This window comes from Ruegeria sp. CI8 (assembly GCF_056536865.1).
The window spans coordinates 692,747-708,201 of sequence record NZ_JBQFQL010000001.1; the positions used below are offsets into that span (position 1 = coordinate 692,747).

At 56.9% G+C, this 15,455-nt stretch carries 11 protein-coding genes and 1 pseudogene; 8 read left to right on the forward strand and 4 right to left on the reverse strand.

Annotation, left to right across the window (positions count from 1 at the left end; all coding sequences use genetic code 11):
• Positions 1-31: 31 nt before the first annotated feature.
• The 5 genes and pseudogenes from ACR0DA_RS03390 to ACR0DA_RS03410 form a co-directional block, all read left to right on the forward strand.
• Positions 32-1,585, forward strand: a complete 1,554-nt coding sequence (locus ACR0DA_RS03390; protein WP_480752958.1) for an ABC transporter substrate-binding protein — start codon at positions 32-34, stop codon at positions 1,583-1,585.
• Positions 1,586-2,554 carry an ABC transporter permease gene (locus ACR0DA_RS03395; protein ID WP_170357427.1) on the forward strand — a complete coding sequence of 323 codons (969 nt, stop codon included), beginning with the start codon at positions 1,586-1,588 and terminating at the stop codon, positions 2,552-2,554.
• On the forward strand, positions 2,551-3,465 hold the full coding sequence (locus ACR0DA_RS03400; RefSeq protein ID WP_170339892.1) for an ABC transporter permease: 915 nt from the start codon (positions 2,551-2,553) through the stop codon (positions 3,463-3,465). The genes ACR0DA_RS03395 and ACR0DA_RS03400 overlap by 4 nt, the downstream gene beginning before the upstream one ends.
• Complete coding sequence (locus ACR0DA_RS03405) at positions 3,462-5,150, forward strand: ABC transporter ATP-binding protein (RefSeq protein ID WP_170371393.1); 1,689 nt, start codon at positions 3,462-3,464, stop codon at positions 5,148-5,150. The genes ACR0DA_RS03400 and ACR0DA_RS03405 overlap by 4 nt, the downstream gene beginning before the upstream one ends.
• Positions 5,151-5,421: 271 nt before the next feature.
• A pseudogene (locus ACR0DA_RS03410) lies at positions 5,422-5,532 on the forward strand (integrase); the annotation flags it as partial.
• A 135-nt stretch (positions 5,533-5,667) separates the two neighbouring features.
• Here the strand turns inward: ACR0DA_RS03410 and ACR0DA_RS03415 are convergent.
• On the reverse strand, positions 5,668-6,453 hold the full coding sequence (locus ACR0DA_RS03415; protein WP_480752960.1) for a VOC family protein: 786 nt from the start codon (positions 6,451-6,453) through the stop codon (positions 5,668-5,670).
• On the reverse strand, positions 6,440-7,522 hold the full coding sequence (rsgA, locus tag ACR0DA_RS03420) for a ribosome small subunit-dependent GTPase A (RefSeq protein ID WP_480752962.1): 1,083 nt from the start codon (positions 7,520-7,522) through the stop codon (positions 6,440-6,442). The genes ACR0DA_RS03415 and rsgA overlap by 14 nt, the downstream gene beginning before the upstream one ends.
• 983 nt (positions 7,523-8,505) lie before the next feature.
• Between rsgA and ACR0DA_RS03425 the strand changes: the two genes are divergently transcribed.
• The 3 genes from ACR0DA_RS03425 to ACR0DA_RS03435 all read left to right on the forward strand — a co-directional run bounded on the left by ACR0DA_RS03425 (position 8,506) and on the right by ACR0DA_RS03435 (position 11,990).
• A complete protein-coding gene (locus ACR0DA_RS03425) occupies positions 8,506-10,038 on the forward strand; it encodes a phospholipase D family protein (RefSeq protein WP_480752963.1) in 1,533 nt (510 codons plus the stop codon).
• 113 nt (positions 10,039-10,151) lie between these two features.
• The gene (locus ACR0DA_RS03430) at positions 10,152-11,228 is read left to right on the forward strand and encodes a PLP-dependent cysteine synthase family protein (RefSeq protein WP_170366842.1); all 1,077 of its coding nucleotides are present in this window, start codon (positions 10,152-10,154) and stop codon (positions 11,226-11,228) included.
• Positions 11,229-11,771: 543 nt separating this feature from the next.
• Entirely contained in the window at positions 11,772-11,990 is a 219-nt protein-coding gene (locus ACR0DA_RS03435) for an alpha/beta fold hydrolase (RefSeq protein ID WP_480752964.1), read from the forward strand.
• 193 nt (positions 11,991-12,183) lie between these two features.
• On the opposite strand, the gene ACR0DA_RS03440 is transcribed toward ACR0DA_RS03435, so the two are convergent.
• Together ACR0DA_RS03440 and ACR0DA_RS03445 are read right to left on the reverse strand one after the other, a co-directional pair.
• Positions 12,184-13,509, reverse strand: a complete 1,326-nt coding sequence (locus tag ACR0DA_RS03440; RefSeq protein WP_170433420.1) for an HlyD family type I secretion periplasmic adaptor subunit — start codon at positions 13,507-13,509, stop codon at positions 12,184-12,186.
• Entirely contained in the window at positions 13,506-15,245 is a 1,740-nt protein-coding gene (locus ACR0DA_RS03445; RefSeq protein ID WP_480752965.1) for a type I secretion system permease/ATPase, read from the reverse strand. The genes ACR0DA_RS03440 and ACR0DA_RS03445 overlap by 4 nt, the downstream gene beginning before the upstream one ends.
• Positions 15,246-15,455 lie beyond the last annotated feature (210 nt).

Genomic DNA, 15,455 nt, shown 5'->3' on the forward strand with positions numbered 1-15,455 from the left:
CGAGGCCCGCCACCAAAGAGTGGGAGCTATCATGAAACGTCTGACCACTGCCGCGCTATTCTGCGCGCTTGCCTTGCCCGTCGCAGGCGAAGAGTTCACGTTTGCCGTTACAACGGACCCGCAAACAATGGATCCTCATGCTGTCAACTCTGCCCCGGTTCTAGGTTTCTTGAACAACGTCTACGAAGGGCTTGTGCGCAGGGGCAAGGACATGACCATTGAACCGGCGCTGGCCACGAGTTGGGAAACCATCGGGGACGGAGCTGGATGGCGGTTCAAACTGCGCGAGGGCGTAACGTTTCATGATGGTTCTGAATTCAATGCGGATGACGTGATCTTCTCGTACCAGCGGGCGTCTGACGAAAAGTCGGACACACGCAGCTGGTTCGCACCCGTCAGCGAGGTGGTGAAGGTTGACGACTACACCGTCGATGTCATGACCACCGCGCCGAACCCGATTTTTCCGGACAGCATTGCCAACTGGATGATCATGGATAGCGGCTGGGCCAAGGCAAACGACGCAGCACTGCCTGACAAAGAATCGGGCAACTATGCGACCCTGAACGCCAATGGCACCGGTGCTTTCCGAGTTACCGCTCGAGAGCCAGGCCTGCGCACTGTTCTGGAGCCGTTCGACGGCTGGTGGGACACAGCAGAACACAACCTGACCCGCGCTGAATTGGTGCCAATCCAAAACCCGGCAACCGCTCTGGCGGCTTTGTTGTCCGGAGATGTCGACTTCATCAACCCGGTCCCAATTCAGGATGTGGCTCGGTTGCAAGGCAATCCGGATGTGAAGGTCATTCAGGGCGTCGAAGCGCGCGTGATCATGCTGGGGTTTGATCAGCAGGAAGGCGCGAGCGAAGCCGGGCAGGGTGGCTCGGACCTTTTCCGAGATGTGCGCGTCCGCGAGGCGGTGGCAAAGGCAGTCAACGTTCCAGCCATCCTGCAAACCATCATGCGCGGCAATGCTGAGGTGGCGAGCCAGTTGGTCAGTCCCGCGATGCGTGGCTATTCGGCTGCGAATGCGGACCCCTATGGCTACGATCCCGAGGGCGCCAAAGCTTTGCTGGCTGAGGCTGGCGCTGAGGGGGCTGAGATCAGCTTTAAATGCCCCAACAATCGCTACCTGAACGACGAAGCCGTTTGCCAGGCGATCACCGCCATGCTGTCTCAGGCCGGGCTGAACGTGACGCTCGATGCGATGCCGGTTCAGAACTACTGGCCTGAACTGCGGGCCGACAACTTTGATATGTATCTGTTGGGTTGGTCACCCGGTACGTTCGATGCCGAGCATCCCGTGCGTTTCCTCGCTTCGACCCCAAATGAGGAAAAGAAGTTGGGGTCGTGGAACTTTGGCGGTTATTCGAACGCTCGCGTGGATGAATTGCTGCCGCTGATCCAGTCCGAGATTGACGAACCCACACGTCAGGCAATGCTGGACGAGGTGGCAGGTATCCTGCACGATGAGGTGGCCTATGTACCGCTTTACGTTCAACCGCTGGTCTGGGGCGCGCGCAGCAATATCGAGCTGACACAACGGCCCGACAACTTCTTCCTTCTGCGCTGGGTAACGGTCAACTAAATGCTGTCATACATTATCAGGCGTGTGGCTCAGTCGGCGCTGGTTCTGTTCGTCGTGGGCCTGGTCGCCTTTTCAATGTTCCGCTTTGTCGGAGATCCGATCGACAACATGCTGGGGCAAGAGCGGACCATGGAAGATGTGGAACGTTTGCGGTCGCAGTTGGGGCTCGATCAGCCGTTTCCGGTGCAATATGTGAAGTTTCTGCAGGAAGCGGTACAGGGCAACTTCGGCGTCAGCTTCCGTCAAGGGCGTCCGGTCGCGGAAATCCTGGCCGAACGCGCTCCGGCAACGTTGGAACTGGCGCTGGTCTCAGCCGTATTTGCCATAGTCTTGGGCATCGCGCTGGGTGTGTTCACCGCAATCCGGCGAGACGGCTTTGCAGCGAATTTCATCATGTCAGCCTCTCTGATCGGGGTGTCCCTGCCGACGTTCCTGATCGGGATCCTGTTGATTTACATCTTCTCAGTTGAACTTGGCTGGCTGCCCAGTTTTGGACGCGGAGAAGTCGTGGATCTGGGCTGGTGGAACACCGGCTTGCTGACAAGCAGCGGACTCAAGGCGCTGATCCTGCCCGCGATTACACTGGGTCTATACCAGATGACCCTCATCATGCGGCTGGTGCGCTCCGAGATGTTGGAAGTACTCCGGCAAGACTATATCCGCTTTGCCCGCGCCCGTGGGCTGAGTGACCGGACCATCAATTTCCGCCATGCGCTGAAGAATACCATGGTCCCGGTCATCACGATTATCGGCCTGCAACTGGGGGCCATCATCGCCTTTGCCATCATCACCGAGACAGTGTTTCAGTGGCCGGGCCTGGGCCTTTTGTTCATCAATGCAATCCAATTCGTGGATATCCCTGTCATGGCAGCATACCTGATGATGATCTCGGTCATCTTTGTCACCATCAACCTTGCGGTCGATATCCTTTACGCCTTCATCGACCCGCGCCTGAGGGTCAGCGCATGAGCCGTGTGAAACGCATTCTGGACAGCGACCAGTTCTACGCCTTCCGCCGCTCGCCCGTCGCCATGGTGTCGGCGACGGTGGCATTGATCCTGATCCTGGCCACGATCCTCGCACCACTGATTGCGCCGACAAACCCGTTTGATCCGGCCAGCCTGAACCTGATGAACGGCTTCACCCCGCCAATGGAACCCAATGCCTTTACAGGCGAAACCTTCCTGATGGGCACAGACGATCAGGGGCGTGATGTGTTCTCGACCATCCTCTACGGAATGCGGATCTCGCTATTCGTTGGGGTGGCAGCCGTTCTGTTCGCGATGGTTCTGGGGATCATTCTGGGCCTGTTATCAGGGTATTTCGGCGGCTGGACCGAAACCATCATCATGCGCACGGCGGATGTGCAGCTGACTTTCCCATCGATCCTTCTGGCCATGCTGATCTTTGGGATCGCCAAAGGCATTACCCCGGTGGAGTATCGCGACCAGATGGCGATCTGGGTGCTGATCCTGGCCATTGGCCTGTCCGATTGGGTGCAGTTTGCTCGGGTGGTCCGGGGCGCAACGCTGGTTGAGAAGAACAAAGATTACGTCGCCGCCGCGCGCATCATCGGGCAAAGCCCGCTGACCATCATGCTGCGCCATATCCTGCCCAATGTACTGTCACCGGTGCTGGTGATCGCGACGATCTCATTGGCGCTGGCGATCATTGCAGAGGCGACGCTCAGTTTTCTTGGCGTTGGCGCGCCGCCGACACAGCCTTCGCTGGGGACGCTGATCCGCATCGGGCAGGGATTCCTGTTCTCGGGTGAGTGGTGGATCCTGTTCTTCCCGGCTTGCACCCTGCTGGCACTGGCGCTGAGTGTGAACCTGTTGGGCGACTGGTTGCGTGACGTTCTGAACCCGAGGCTGAAATGACCGATCCCGTTCTTTCGATCCGCAACCTGACAGTGGAAATCCCCACACGCCACGGCATCTTCAAGCCGGTCGAGCATGTGACCTACGACCTGCATCCTGGCGAGATCCGGGGCGTTGTCGGCGAAAGCGGTGCTGGCAAGTCCATGACCGGCAACGCCGTGATCGGCCTTCTGGATCCCCCGGCCCATGTCTCCGAAGGCGAAGTCTGGCTGAACGGTCGTCGGATTGACGAACTGGACGCCGAGGACAAACGCCGAATCCGGGGCAAAGAGATCGGGATGATCTTTCAGGACCCGCTAACCTCGCTGAACCCGTTGTTCACCGTGGGTGAGCAATTGGTCGAGACGATCCAGCTTCACCTCGGCCTTTCCGCTTCCGAGGCCAAAAAACGCGCTATTGCGCTGCTGGATCGCGTGTCCATCCCCGACCCGGCGGACCGTTTCAACCAGTATCCGCACCAGTTCTCCGGAGGGATGCGTCAGCGGGTGGTAATCGCGCTCGCACTCTGTACCGAGCCCAGTGTTCTGATCGCTGACGAACCCACAACGGCCTTGGATGTTTCTGTCCAAGCGCAGGTGCTGGATCTGATCAAGGAACTGGCGAAGGAGCGTCAGGTCGGCGTGATCCTCGTTACCCACGACATGGGCGTTATCGCCGACACCACCGACTCGGTAACCGTGATGTATTCCGGTCATGTGGTTGAAAGCGGAACGACCGATCAGATCCTCGGCGCACCGAAACATGAGTATACCAAATCTCTGATTGCCGCCGTGCCGCGCCCGCACACCAAAGTCGAGCGTTTCCCAGTGGTCAATTATGGCGAGCGGGAAAGAACCTTCAAGATCGACGATCTGGCGGCCCATTGGGAAAAGACCGATCTGTCCAAATCCGGCAAACTGCTGGAAATCGAAAACATTACTAAGACGTTCCTGCAAAAGGGCGGGCTGCTGCCCTCGCAACGCAAGTACTTCACTGCCGTCGATCAGGTGAGTTTCGACATTCGCGACGGTGAGGTTTTCGGCCTTGTCGGCGAAAGTGGCTCTGGCAAGTCCACAGTCGCCCGGATGATTGGAACACTCTATCCCGTAGACGGTGGTAGGGTGATCTTTGACGGCGAAGACGTCACAGTGATGGAGGCAGAGGCCCTGCAAGCCTACCGCCGCCAGATCCAGATGATCTTTCAAGACCCGTTCTCCAGCCTAAATCCCCGCATGAGGGTCGGGGACCTCGTTGCCGAGCCCATCCATCATCACAAAATCCTGCCCAAGCCCGCTATTGAACCGCGCGTGCGCGAATTGCTTGACTGGGTTGGCCTGGCCAAGGACGCGTGGCGCAAGTATCCACACGAGTTTTCCGGTGGGCAGCGTCAGCGCATTTGTATTGCTCGCGCCCTCGCAACTCAGCCCCGTTTTCTGATCTGCGATGAGCCGACCAGCGCCCTGGACGTGTCCATTCAGGCGCAAATCCTGAACATTCTCAAAGACCTGCAGGAGCATCTGGGCCTGACTATGCTCTTTATCAGCCATGATCTCCCGGTCGTACGTCAGATGTGTGACCGGGTGGGCGTGATGCGACATGGGAAGCTGCTTGAAGTTCAGGAGACGGACGCGTTGTTCGAAGCTCCAGAGCATCCGTATACGCGGGAACTGTTGGATTTGATGCCACGGCTGAAGCAATTGGCATAACCGTAACGGTTTGGTCTTGCATCTGTTTTTCCAGAAGAAGTTGTTTGAGAGGCGCACGCGCAAGCGATCAACGGTAGTTTGAACTCAAACACCGACTTGAATTGGCTCCATCGCAAAGCGTCTGGTACTTGTTGTCGACCCATTTTCGGACCCAGACGAAGCCGAATGAAATGCAATCTCGGTCAATGAGGTCTGCGTCGAGGTCACAGCCGACGGAAGCAACGCGGTTTGCGACTTCAGAATTCAGGATATCCCTTGAAAGTCGGCTTTCCACGTCTCGACACGGAAGTACGCGAGACTTGTTAGGGACTGGGTGTCGGCCATTGGTCTCAAACCAAGCGGCTACGGTTCACACCCCCTATGCCGGACCAATGCATCAGAGAACTGACATCAGAAACAAGTCGGCGGCTGGATCCCAACCAACGCACTGTCCACTAGCGCGCATAGGCGCTGAGTTCCCGCCCCTGCAGAGCGGAAAATATCCGCTCTGCAGTTCCTGAGAAGAATCTGCGAGTGGCTAGAAGCGGTTTGTCTGCTTGCCGCCGAACGCAAACGGCACTCCGTCCGGATCACATAGGATGGGGATTTGAGCTTGAACGGTTTCGCTCACCTTCAAGGAGGCCGGACCTGCGCCTTTGGTTTCAGCAACACGGATGGGGTCGGGGACTGAAGTAACTTTAAGGCAAGGGACCCAAGATGCGTTTGAGGCGGTTGCCCAAGTCGCCGCGTGCTGGATTGCAACAAGACGGCCCCGAGGCCCGAGGAGAGTGGCGCAATCCTGGTCCTTATCGGGAGACACCTGCCATCCGAAGAGTTCGATGTAGAACGCTTGCGGAAAGTCATCACCGTTGCCGATATACACTTCAGGGCCAAACTGCCGTCTCGGCACGGGGAAACTGTGCCGAGACAGCGAAATCCCCACCAACGCGCCGAGCGGATCGCGAACGAGTGCGTTGCGCCCGACGCCCGGCACCTCGAATGGCTCCCGAACGATTTTGCCTCCGAGCGTGTCGACGCGCTTGGCCGCCAGGTCCACGTCGGGGACCTCGATGTAGGCGACCCAGCCCTTCGCTTGCTCCGGAGGCGTCTCGATTAACCCCGCGCCCGCTTCGTCACCGGAGAGGGCGAGGACGAAATCCTGCTCGCCGCCACCCCATGCAAAATCCGATGCCCGCTCGACTTCATAAGTCCAGTCGGCGACGTGCTGGTAGAATGCCATTGAACGCGCCCTGTCCGGTGTGAACAGGTCATGCCATACGATTTGACCGGCTTTCGACTGTGTCATCGCCTTACTTCGTGACATCTTTGAGTTTTTTGACTCCGCGGACCATCTTCCCGAACGCCTTGTCGCGCGACCTGCGTTCCGCAAGACTCGCCGAGTTAAACGCATCTTCGGCCATGAGCTTGCGCCATCTGCGAAGCCGATCGCCATCAAGAACACCCTCATCGATAGCCTTCAAAACAGCGCATTCCGGCTCAGAATCGTGCTGACAGTTCTTGAATCGACACTGTGCGGCCAACTCCTGAATGTCGGCAAAAAGATCATTGATGCCTTCCGCTGCGTCGGTGAGCTGCAGTTCCCGCATGCCCGGAGTGTCCAGGACCAGACAGCCATTGGGCATCGCATGAAGCTCGCGCCGCGTTGTCGTATGCCGCCCCTTTGCGTCGTCCTCTCGAATGGTTTGGGTTTCAATGGACTGGCTCTCGAGCAGCGCATTGGCCAACGTCGACTTCCCGACACCAGATGAGCCGAGAAACGCCACCGTCTTGCCGGGCTTGCACCAGGGAAGCAGTTTTGTCCGTGGCGCATCTCCGCGGGCGTCAAGGGCGACCACATCGATCATGTCCGATACCGCGCGAGCCGCGTCGACATAGTTCTGCGGGTCTGTCACGAGGTCGGTCTTTGTGACGACGATGACGGGTGTCATCCGTGCCTCAAAAGCCAGAGCTGCATAGCGTTCGAGCCGGGCCACCTTGAAGTCCTGATTGCAAGACGTGACGATAAAGGCCGTATCAATGTTCGCCGCGATCAGTTGTTCCTGCCGGTCGGTTCCGGGCGCACGCCGCTTTATGAGGCTTGTGCGCTCAAGAACCCGACTGGAGCGCGGACGTGTGGAGTCCAGCATCAGCCAGTCTCCGACAGTTGCGTCGGCTCCCGGCGGAAGTACCGTATCTATGCCGTCACCGACGACATGCAGCCCATTGCGATGCACTTCGACAACGCGAACGGGAGGTGTCGCCGACAAGTCCTCTACGCTGATCTGTTGGGCGAAAAACGGTTGCCATCCCAATGCCTGAAGAGGGCTGGGATTGGCGTGCGATCCGGCGTCGCTTGCGCGAAGCGGAAGGAAGTCGGAGTAATCCCTTGTCATAGGGTGTTCACTTTCATGTCTCTGGCCCAGGTCAGATTTGGGCGCTGATGGTAGGAAAGAGTGCGCACATCAAAACACTCCGTCGGCAACAAAGCGACGGCGGTGCTTCAGATTTTGAATATGCTCCGGGAGGCGCGCTGCCTCCCTTCCTTACCGGGACATAAAATCTCCATTTCCGATGAAGTGCACATAGGAAGACCGCGGGCAGAACACAACAGTTGACCGGTGATTTGGCGCACTTCGTCACTTCTCTGTAGCAACCGTTCAACACGAAGAAGAGTGTGTGAGCTTTACCCGCGTAGCAGCCTTTTGTGCTAGAAACAGCAGTTGACGGCACCGGGTCAAAATTTCCCCAAGGTCCTCCTTGGGCCGTTATCACACACCCCAACAAGCTGAATATTAGGCGGCTTCGTCCGCAATGCGCCTGTTGAATTGGACTATAAGCGACTGCTCCGAGCCATAAACTGACACTCGGTATCGAGTACGCTAAGCTGGATCGTGCGAGGCACACATACATTCAGAAACCGCACCTTTGGGAGGACGGATGTATGATCATGCGAATTTTTCAGGTGACGACGCGGTCAGGTAAAGAAGACGAGTTTTGCCGCTTTTTTCGCGACACTGCGATCCCGTTGATGAAAAGCACCCTTGGAATCGTGCACCTTTTTTCGGGGCGCGCCGAGAGGGTGGTCTTGACCCCTGAAACTGGTCCGAGCCGAGTACGAGATTTTGGGTACATTTCTGGCAACAAGGGAGTCTGGCGATGCCGAGGAAACGATTCAGCGACGAACAGATTGTCTTTCGATTGTGGACAGGATGCTTCATCAGTCGATCAATCTAATACTCATGACGGGCTGACTGGCTTCGAACCGCAATTCCTCTGGAACGACACTACTTCAGGAAACCTCCCCACCTTTCTCGGAACATACTTGCATTCTTGCCTCTTGGCGTAGTCACCTATGTGTGACGAGCGGAGGAAGTCGATGAAGCCTTGGACAATCATGTTTTGTGCGTTCTGCACATTCGCTCTTGTCGCTTGTGCCCCAAAAGTTCGTACATATGAGAAGACCAATTCGGTTTCATTTTCGGCAAGGACAAACAGCGCACTTGGGCAGGCGGCGACCCGGCTCGGAGACCCCAAAGACGGCCGGTCCGGTGTCAAATTGATCAGCGACGGTGAACAAGCCTTGGTGTCGCGGCTCCTACTCGCTGCAGCGGCTGAACAATCGATCGACGCTCAATACTACCTTTTGCATAACGACCCGACAGGTCACCTCTTCGCGGCCAGCCTTTTGCAGGCGGCGGATCGAGGTGTACGTGTTCGCTTGCTTTTGGATGACATGGACACATCCGGATACGACGCGATGACAGCCGCTTTGGACTACCACGAGAATATTGAAATCCGTCTGTTCAATCCTTTCTGGCGCGACCAAAGCCTGATCATTGCCGGGCTCACGGACTTCAAGCGGATCAATCGCAGAATGCACAATAAGTCGATGACCGCAGACAACGTGTTCACAATTGTCGGTGGTCGGAATATCGGCGCCGAGTACTTCCTGGCGCGGGAGGAAATGAACTACGCGGATCTGGATGTTCTGGCAGCCGGTCCTGTCGTAAATGAAGTTTCACACAGCTTTGACGAATATTGGAACAGTGAGTTCGCGGTTCCGGCCCGCGTGGTCGTCGGGCAACCTGATGAATTTTCGCTTGGCCAAGCGCGAAGCAGACTGAATGAGCTTGTGGAGGCGGCAAAGCAGACCCAGTACGGCGAAGCTCTCAGAAAATCTGCAAGGGAGAATTTTGCAGACGGCACGCTTTCCCTGGATTGGGTGCCCGCAAAACTCTACGCTGATCCGCCTTCCAAAGCCGCAGGGCTTGATAACTCAGATCCAATTCTTGCGTCGCAACTGCTGCCGTATTTCGAAGGTGCTGACAGGGAGGTCAATATCGTTTCGGCCTACTTCGTGCCACGCAACAACGGCGTGAAGTGGATGACCGAACTGGAAAACCGAGGTGTCGACGTCAAAGTCGTAACCAACTCGCTTGCTTCAAACGACGTAGCACCAGTCTATGCGCACTACGCCAAGAAACGCCGGGCGTTGCTGCGCGGTGGGGTCGAGCTTTATGAATTGCGGCCTGACGCTTATCAGGTCCAACGTCGTGGAATAAACTGGGCTCAATCTCGGTCAGGTCTTCATTCCAAAGCGTTCGCTGTCGATGACCGATATCTGTTTGTCGGTTCGTTCAATTGGGACCCGCGTTCAGTCAACATCAACACGGAAATGGGCATTCTCATCGACTCTCCTGCGCTGACCGCACAAACCATGGGAGCTTTGGACGATGCGCTTCCAGCATATACGTATCATGTGACGCTGGAGAGTGCTGGCCAACTCAAATGGAGAACACGGGGCGAGAACGGAGAAATTCTTGAATATGACTCAGAACCAACGGGTTCGGCTTGGGATCATATCGTGGCTGGATTTTTCAGTATTTTGCCAATCGGCTCTCAGCTTTAGTAGCGTGGGAGAAGGTCCGTTCTTCTACTGTGCTGTTGACGTTCTATCAATTGCATCGCGCTTGTGGCAGTCTTCTTCGCATTTGAAGAAAAGTGGATAAGCAGGAGGGGCACATGGAAATTCGAACCACATCCGGGCGCGGCCGTTTATATGACAGCGTCTTGGATACGGTCGGCAACACGCCGTGCATTCGCATCAACAAAATCGCGCCGGCCAACGTGACGGTCTACGTCAAGTTTGAAGCCTTCAACCCCGCGGGCTCGGTCAAGGACCGCCTTGCGCTGAACATCATCGAAGCTGGCGAAAGGGAAGGTCGGCTGAAACCCGGGCAAACGGTCGTCGAGGCTACCTCGGGAAATACCGGGATAGGTCTTGCGATGGTATGTGCCGCAAAGGGTTATCCGCTTGTGGTCACTATGGCTGACAGCTTCTCGGTGGAACGCCGCCGGTTGATGCGGTTTCTTGGGGCCAAGGTTGTGCTGACGCCTCGTGCGCTCAAGGGTTTTGGGATGTACTCCAAGGCCAAGGAGTTGGCCGAGGCAAATGGCTGGTTTCTCGCCAGCCAATTCGAGACAAGCGCCAACGCCGACATCCACGAGGCCACGACAGCGAGGGAAATACTAAGCGATTTCGAAGGAGAGCGGCTGGATTACTGGATCACCGGTTATGGAACAGGCGGCACCGTTTCGGGCGTGTCGCGCGTGCTCAAGCGTGATCGCCCTGACACCAAGATCATTCTGACCGAGCCTGCAAACGCTGCGATTGTCGGGTCTGGCTACGTGAACACCCGCAACGAGGCCCATCAGCCCACTGAGAGCCATCCGGCCTTTGAACCGCATCCCATTCAGGGTTGGACGCCCGACTTCATCCCGTACGTGCTTCAGGAAGCTCTGGACAATGCCTATTATGATGAACTGCTTCCCGTCGCCGGAGCGGACGGTATCGCCTGGTCCAGGCGTCTGGCCGCAGAGGAGGGGATCTTCACCGGAATTTCAGGGGGGTCCACATTTGCCATCGCAATGGACGTGGCCAAAAGCGCCCCGGACGGATCGGTGATGCTGGTGATGCTGCCCGACACAGGCGAACGGTATCTTTCGACACCGCTCTTTGATGGGATTGCCGAAGATATGACGGATGAGGAACGAGCGATTTCCATGTCGACACCAACGGCGCAAATGCCGTCTGAGTGAGCCAGGTCTCGTTGCTAATTAATCCGGGTATTAGAACGTTCGATCTGTAGCGTTGATGCCGTATGAAAGTCTGCGGACAGCGTGGTTGCCGCAATGCATGGCCAGACGGTCAAACGATCCGGTTGAGTTGCGATTCAGAAGTTGAGCGGACTTCAACCGATGGCCGCCGAGTTTCCTGTGTCAAAGCCGCGTCTGTGCGGTGGAATGCTGACCTGAAGCGTCGATCGACAAAGCCTATCGTTGACAATAGATTTGCTTCTTCGAGGGAAGTACAGAATTTGCACCGTCAACTGAAAGGCTTTTGGGTGCCCTTGTGCAAGGCGGATTGGGGGATCCAGCACCTCCGCGATCTCAGGCTGGCGTGGCATCACCTTTTGGGGCGCTCGATGGGCGTCATGTTGTCTCAGGAAATCGCCTGCCACAGCCGCCCTTCGGATCGCTGCAACTTGGTTTCTGGAACGTGAAGCCGCACAAGGGTTTGAGCACTGCGCCGCTGTCGCCGCGCAAAGCAAACTGGCTGCAATAAACGCCGGCCTGGACGCGATGCACTCCTGGTCCGGAGAGCAGAACCTCAGCCAAATCCGGCAGGAAACACTTGTGCTTTGGGGCGATCGGGATCGGACTTATCCGTGGAGCCAGACGCATATGCTTTGGCAAGAAATCCCCAAGACCTCGCTTGCGGTCGTGCCGGGTTGCGCCCATGCGGTTCATGCCGAGAAAACTGAACTATTCCAGCTTCTGGTCTCCGACTTTCTTGAGTGATGGGCACTGCAGGCGGCAGGGCGCTCTGCAGGAAACAGCCGAGTTCGGGCTGTTGAAGTTTCATTGGCGTTTATTCAAGAGCCAAGCGGGTTTATCTTCGTACCAGTCGCAGCGCACGGGTTTTCCGCGCAGGGCCAGAAAGACCTATGTGAATCGCTCGTGGCTCGATTTGACGGCGACACGGGGCCCACACTCAAGTCTCACGAAATGCTTTCGCAAAGTAGTCGCTGAACGGTTTGATAAGGTAGGCAATCGGTGTTCTGTCCTGCGTCCGTATGAAGGTTTCGACCGGCATTCCAGGGACCAGAGGTGTTTCCGCGGGCAGTTTTTTCTGCTCTCCGGCATTCAGTGCGATCTCGGCCGTGTAGTAGGTCTGGTTTGTCGAAGCTTCCTCGAACGCATCCGCAGAAACCAGGGTGACCCGTCCTGTCAATTCGGGAGTCTTGCGCTGATCCATGGCCGAAAAGCGCAAAACGACATCTTGTCCGACGAACATCTGGTCAACGTGAATGGGGTCGACGCGGGCACTTATGATCAGCGGACGATCCTGCGGAACGAGGTACAATACCGGTTCAGCCGGTTTCACAACCGCGCCAAGGCTGAAGATGTTCAATCCATGTACGACCCCAGAGACCGGCGCCGTGATTTCAAGGTTGGCGATACGCTCTGCGATATTCGTCGTTTCCTCGCGTAATTCCAGTTCCCGATACCGCAGGTCCCTGAGGCGGGTAATGGCATCTTCGCGGCGTTTGCTTTGCAACTTGAGGATTTGAATCTCGATTTCGGTCTTTCGCCCCTCGGATTCCGCGATACGGGCAGTCAGATCACCCATCGTGCCGCTCAAGCGTGCTTCTTCCCGTTGCAATGACAGAACGCGGGATGCGGGGGCCAATCCGCGTTCAAACAAGGATTCCTGATCCGTCAGTTCCTTTCGTATCAGGTCCAGCTGGGTGGCAAGCGCCAGTTTTTGAGCATCAATCCCGACAATCTGACTGTCGATCTGACCAACTCTTTTGAGTTGCTGATCAATCTCCTGCGCGATGGATTCCTTGCGCGCCACAAACAATCGTTCCTGCCCATAGACCAAGTCCGCGATATCGATGTCCAAAGATGCGGCTTGCTGAAGTATGGGGTCAAAGCGAATTTCTTCGGTTCCGTCTCTTTCCGCCTCAAGACGACCACGGCGGGCCATGAGCTCGTAAAGCTCTTTTTCGGCGATCGCCAATTTGGTGGCAAGGTCATTGGACGCCAGCTTGATCAGAACATCACCGGCCTCGACCAAGGACCCTTCGTCGACAAGTATCTCGGCCACCACGCCGCCATCGGGGTGTTCTACAACCTGTTGATTTTGATCGACTTCAATTCGACCGCTGGCAACGATTGCCCCGGCAATATTGGTCGTGAAGGACCAATAGCCAAAGCCCCCAAGCAACAGCATCAGGCCCACGAGACCCACGAGCACTGGTCCGCGCGCTGACCAGGAAACAGACGAGTTTACGTCGGACCGTTCCGGTTTCATTTCAGGCCTCCCTGTCTGGCAGTTTTTGCGATTTGTTCGTGGTTGATAACGAGTTTCCGAAGAACGTCTTTCTTGGCGCCGAAGTCCCGGACGGTGCCGTTATCAAGCATTATCAGCTTGTCGCATTCCTGAATTGCGGCCGGCCGGTGGGCCACGATCAACACGGATTTTCCGTTTGCCTTGAACTCTTCAATTGCGCGATTGACCGCGGCACTGCCTTCGACGTCGAGGTTTGAATTGGGTTCGTCCAGCACGAGCAGAACGGGGTCGCCGTACATGGCGCGGGCAAGGCCGATACGTTGCATCTGACCACCGGACAGCTGCCCTCCGTTCGCCGACACGTTGGTGTCATAGCCATCAGCGAGCCGCAGTATCATCTCATGCGCATCTGCTTTCTTTGCGGCTGCCACGACGGCGGCATCGTCCGGCTCGGGCGTCATTCGGGCGATGTTTTCGGCAATCGTGCCGTCAAACAGCTGAAACCGCTGCGGAAGATAGCCGATGAGGCTGCCAAGTTCGGTCGAGCCGTATTGATCCAGCGCGGCGCCATCCAGCCGGATCGTGCCGCTGTGCGGACGCCATACGCCAGTCAAGGATCTGGCGAGTGTGGACTTCCCCGCGCCGGACGACCCAATCAAGCCAACCGCTTCGCCGGGGTTCACGTTGAACGAAACGGATTTCAGAGCGGCTTGCCGTGAGTTCGGCGGAAATACGGTCAGGTTTTGAACAACCAACTTGGCCTTGGGTTTCGGCAGTCGCGTATTCACACGTTCGGGCGGTACGGTGCCGAGCAGTTCGGCCACACTATCCCAGCCCCTTTTTGCGGTCTGAACCAACTGCCATTGCGCCACAAGCTGCTCCATCGGTGCCAGCGCCCGGCCCAGCAGGATTGAGCTTGCAATCATTGCGCCTGCAGTCAGTTCCCCCTGAAGCACAAGAAATGCACCAACACCAAGGATGGCTGACTGCAGAAACAACCGGAAGGTCTTTGTTGCGTTGGCAAAGCTGCCGCTTACATCTGCCGAGCGGATCTGCTCCTTCAGCGCCCGGTCGCGCAACGTCTTCCACCGCGTGTAGGTCGCATCGCGCATACCCATCGCCTCAACGATTTCGGCTTCGTTCCGCAACTGGTTGGACATTGCTTCGGACGAGGCGACAGCACGGCTGGCATTCGACATGGGGCGTGCCGAAAAGACTCGGTTCAAGCCGGTCAGTGCCAAGATGACCAAGCCACCCAGCGCAGCGACAGCACCAAGCCAAGGGTGGAATATCCAGATGCCCAAAAGGAAAACGGGCGTCCAAAACAAATCGAAAAAGGCCATTGGAACCGGAGAAGACAAAAGCCGCTGAACAGCCTCAAGATCGCGCAGGCCGGTTTCCGTTTGATCGTCCGGAGCGACCGAGGCTTTGCGCTGCACCGCCTCGAATACCCGACGGTCAAGCCGCGCCTGGAATCGGGCCGCGACGCGTCCGAAAATCCTCCCCCGAGCATATTCAAGCAGGCCCAGAATGCCGTACAAGAACGCAACAAGCACCGAGAGAGCGACCAGCGTTTCCACCGATCGACTGCCCAAAACCCGGTCGTATACCTGCAGCATATACAATGGCCCGGTCAGCATCAGAAGGTTGGTGAAGCAACTGAGAACACCGACAAAAACGTACAGCCGCCAGCTTTCCCGACGCACTTGGCGAAGTTCCTGACGCCCCGTTTCAAATACGAATTTGGATTTTCCCATTGGCCGTCACCTTTGCTCTCAACTGATGACCGATACGCTGATCTGATCCGGTTGGATTTGTTTTTTGGTTTCGGCCTCAGTGGGCGCGGAAACGATCTACGCGCTATCGCCGGGGACACATCGTGACTCAGAAATATTTGATCCGAACTGCCTGTGCGCTCCGTACCAGCGGTAAGCCAATCGTTGGCTTGCAAATCTCAGGTGGAGGAA

Coding starts and splice junctions, on each gene's coding strand:
- ACR0DA_RS03390 (WP_480752958.1), top strand. CDS start 32: ATGAAACGTCTGACCACTGCCGCGCTATTCTGCGCGCTTGCCTTGCCC.
- ACR0DA_RS03395 (WP_170357427.1), top strand. CDS start 1,586: ATGCTGTCATACATTATCAGGCGTGTGGCTCAGTCGGCGCTGGTTCTG.
- ACR0DA_RS03400 (WP_170339892.1), top strand. CDS start 2,551: ATGAGCCGTGTGAAACGCATTCTGGACAGCGACCAGTTCTACGCCTTC.
- ACR0DA_RS03405 (WP_170371393.1), top strand. CDS start 3,462: ATGACCGATCCCGTTCTTTCGATCCGCAACCTGACAGTGGAAATCCCC.
- ACR0DA_RS03415 (WP_480752960.1), bottom strand. CDS start 6,453: ATGTCACGAAGTAAGGCGATGACACAGTCGAAAGCCGGTCAAATCGTA.
- rsgA (WP_480752962.1), bottom strand. CDS start 7,522: ATGACAAGGGATTACTCCGACTTCCTTCCGCTTCGCGCAAGCGACGCC.
- ACR0DA_RS03425 (WP_480752963.1), top strand. CDS start 8,506: ATGAAGCCTTGGACAATCATGTTTTGTGCGTTCTGCACATTCGCTCTT.
- ACR0DA_RS03430 (WP_170366842.1), top strand. CDS start 10,152: ATGGAAATTCGAACCACATCCGGGCGCGGCCGTTTATATGACAGCGTC.
- ACR0DA_RS03435 (WP_480752964.1), top strand. CDS start 11,772: ATGCACTCCTGGTCCGGAGAGCAGAACCTCAGCCAAATCCGGCAGGAA.
- ACR0DA_RS03440 (WP_170433420.1), bottom strand. CDS start 13,509: ATGAAACCGGAACGGTCCGACGTAAACTCGTCTGTTTCCTGGTCAGCG.
- ACR0DA_RS03445 (WP_480752965.1), bottom strand. CDS start 15,245: ATGGGAAAATCCAAATTCGTATTTGAAACGGGGCGTCAGGAACTTCGC.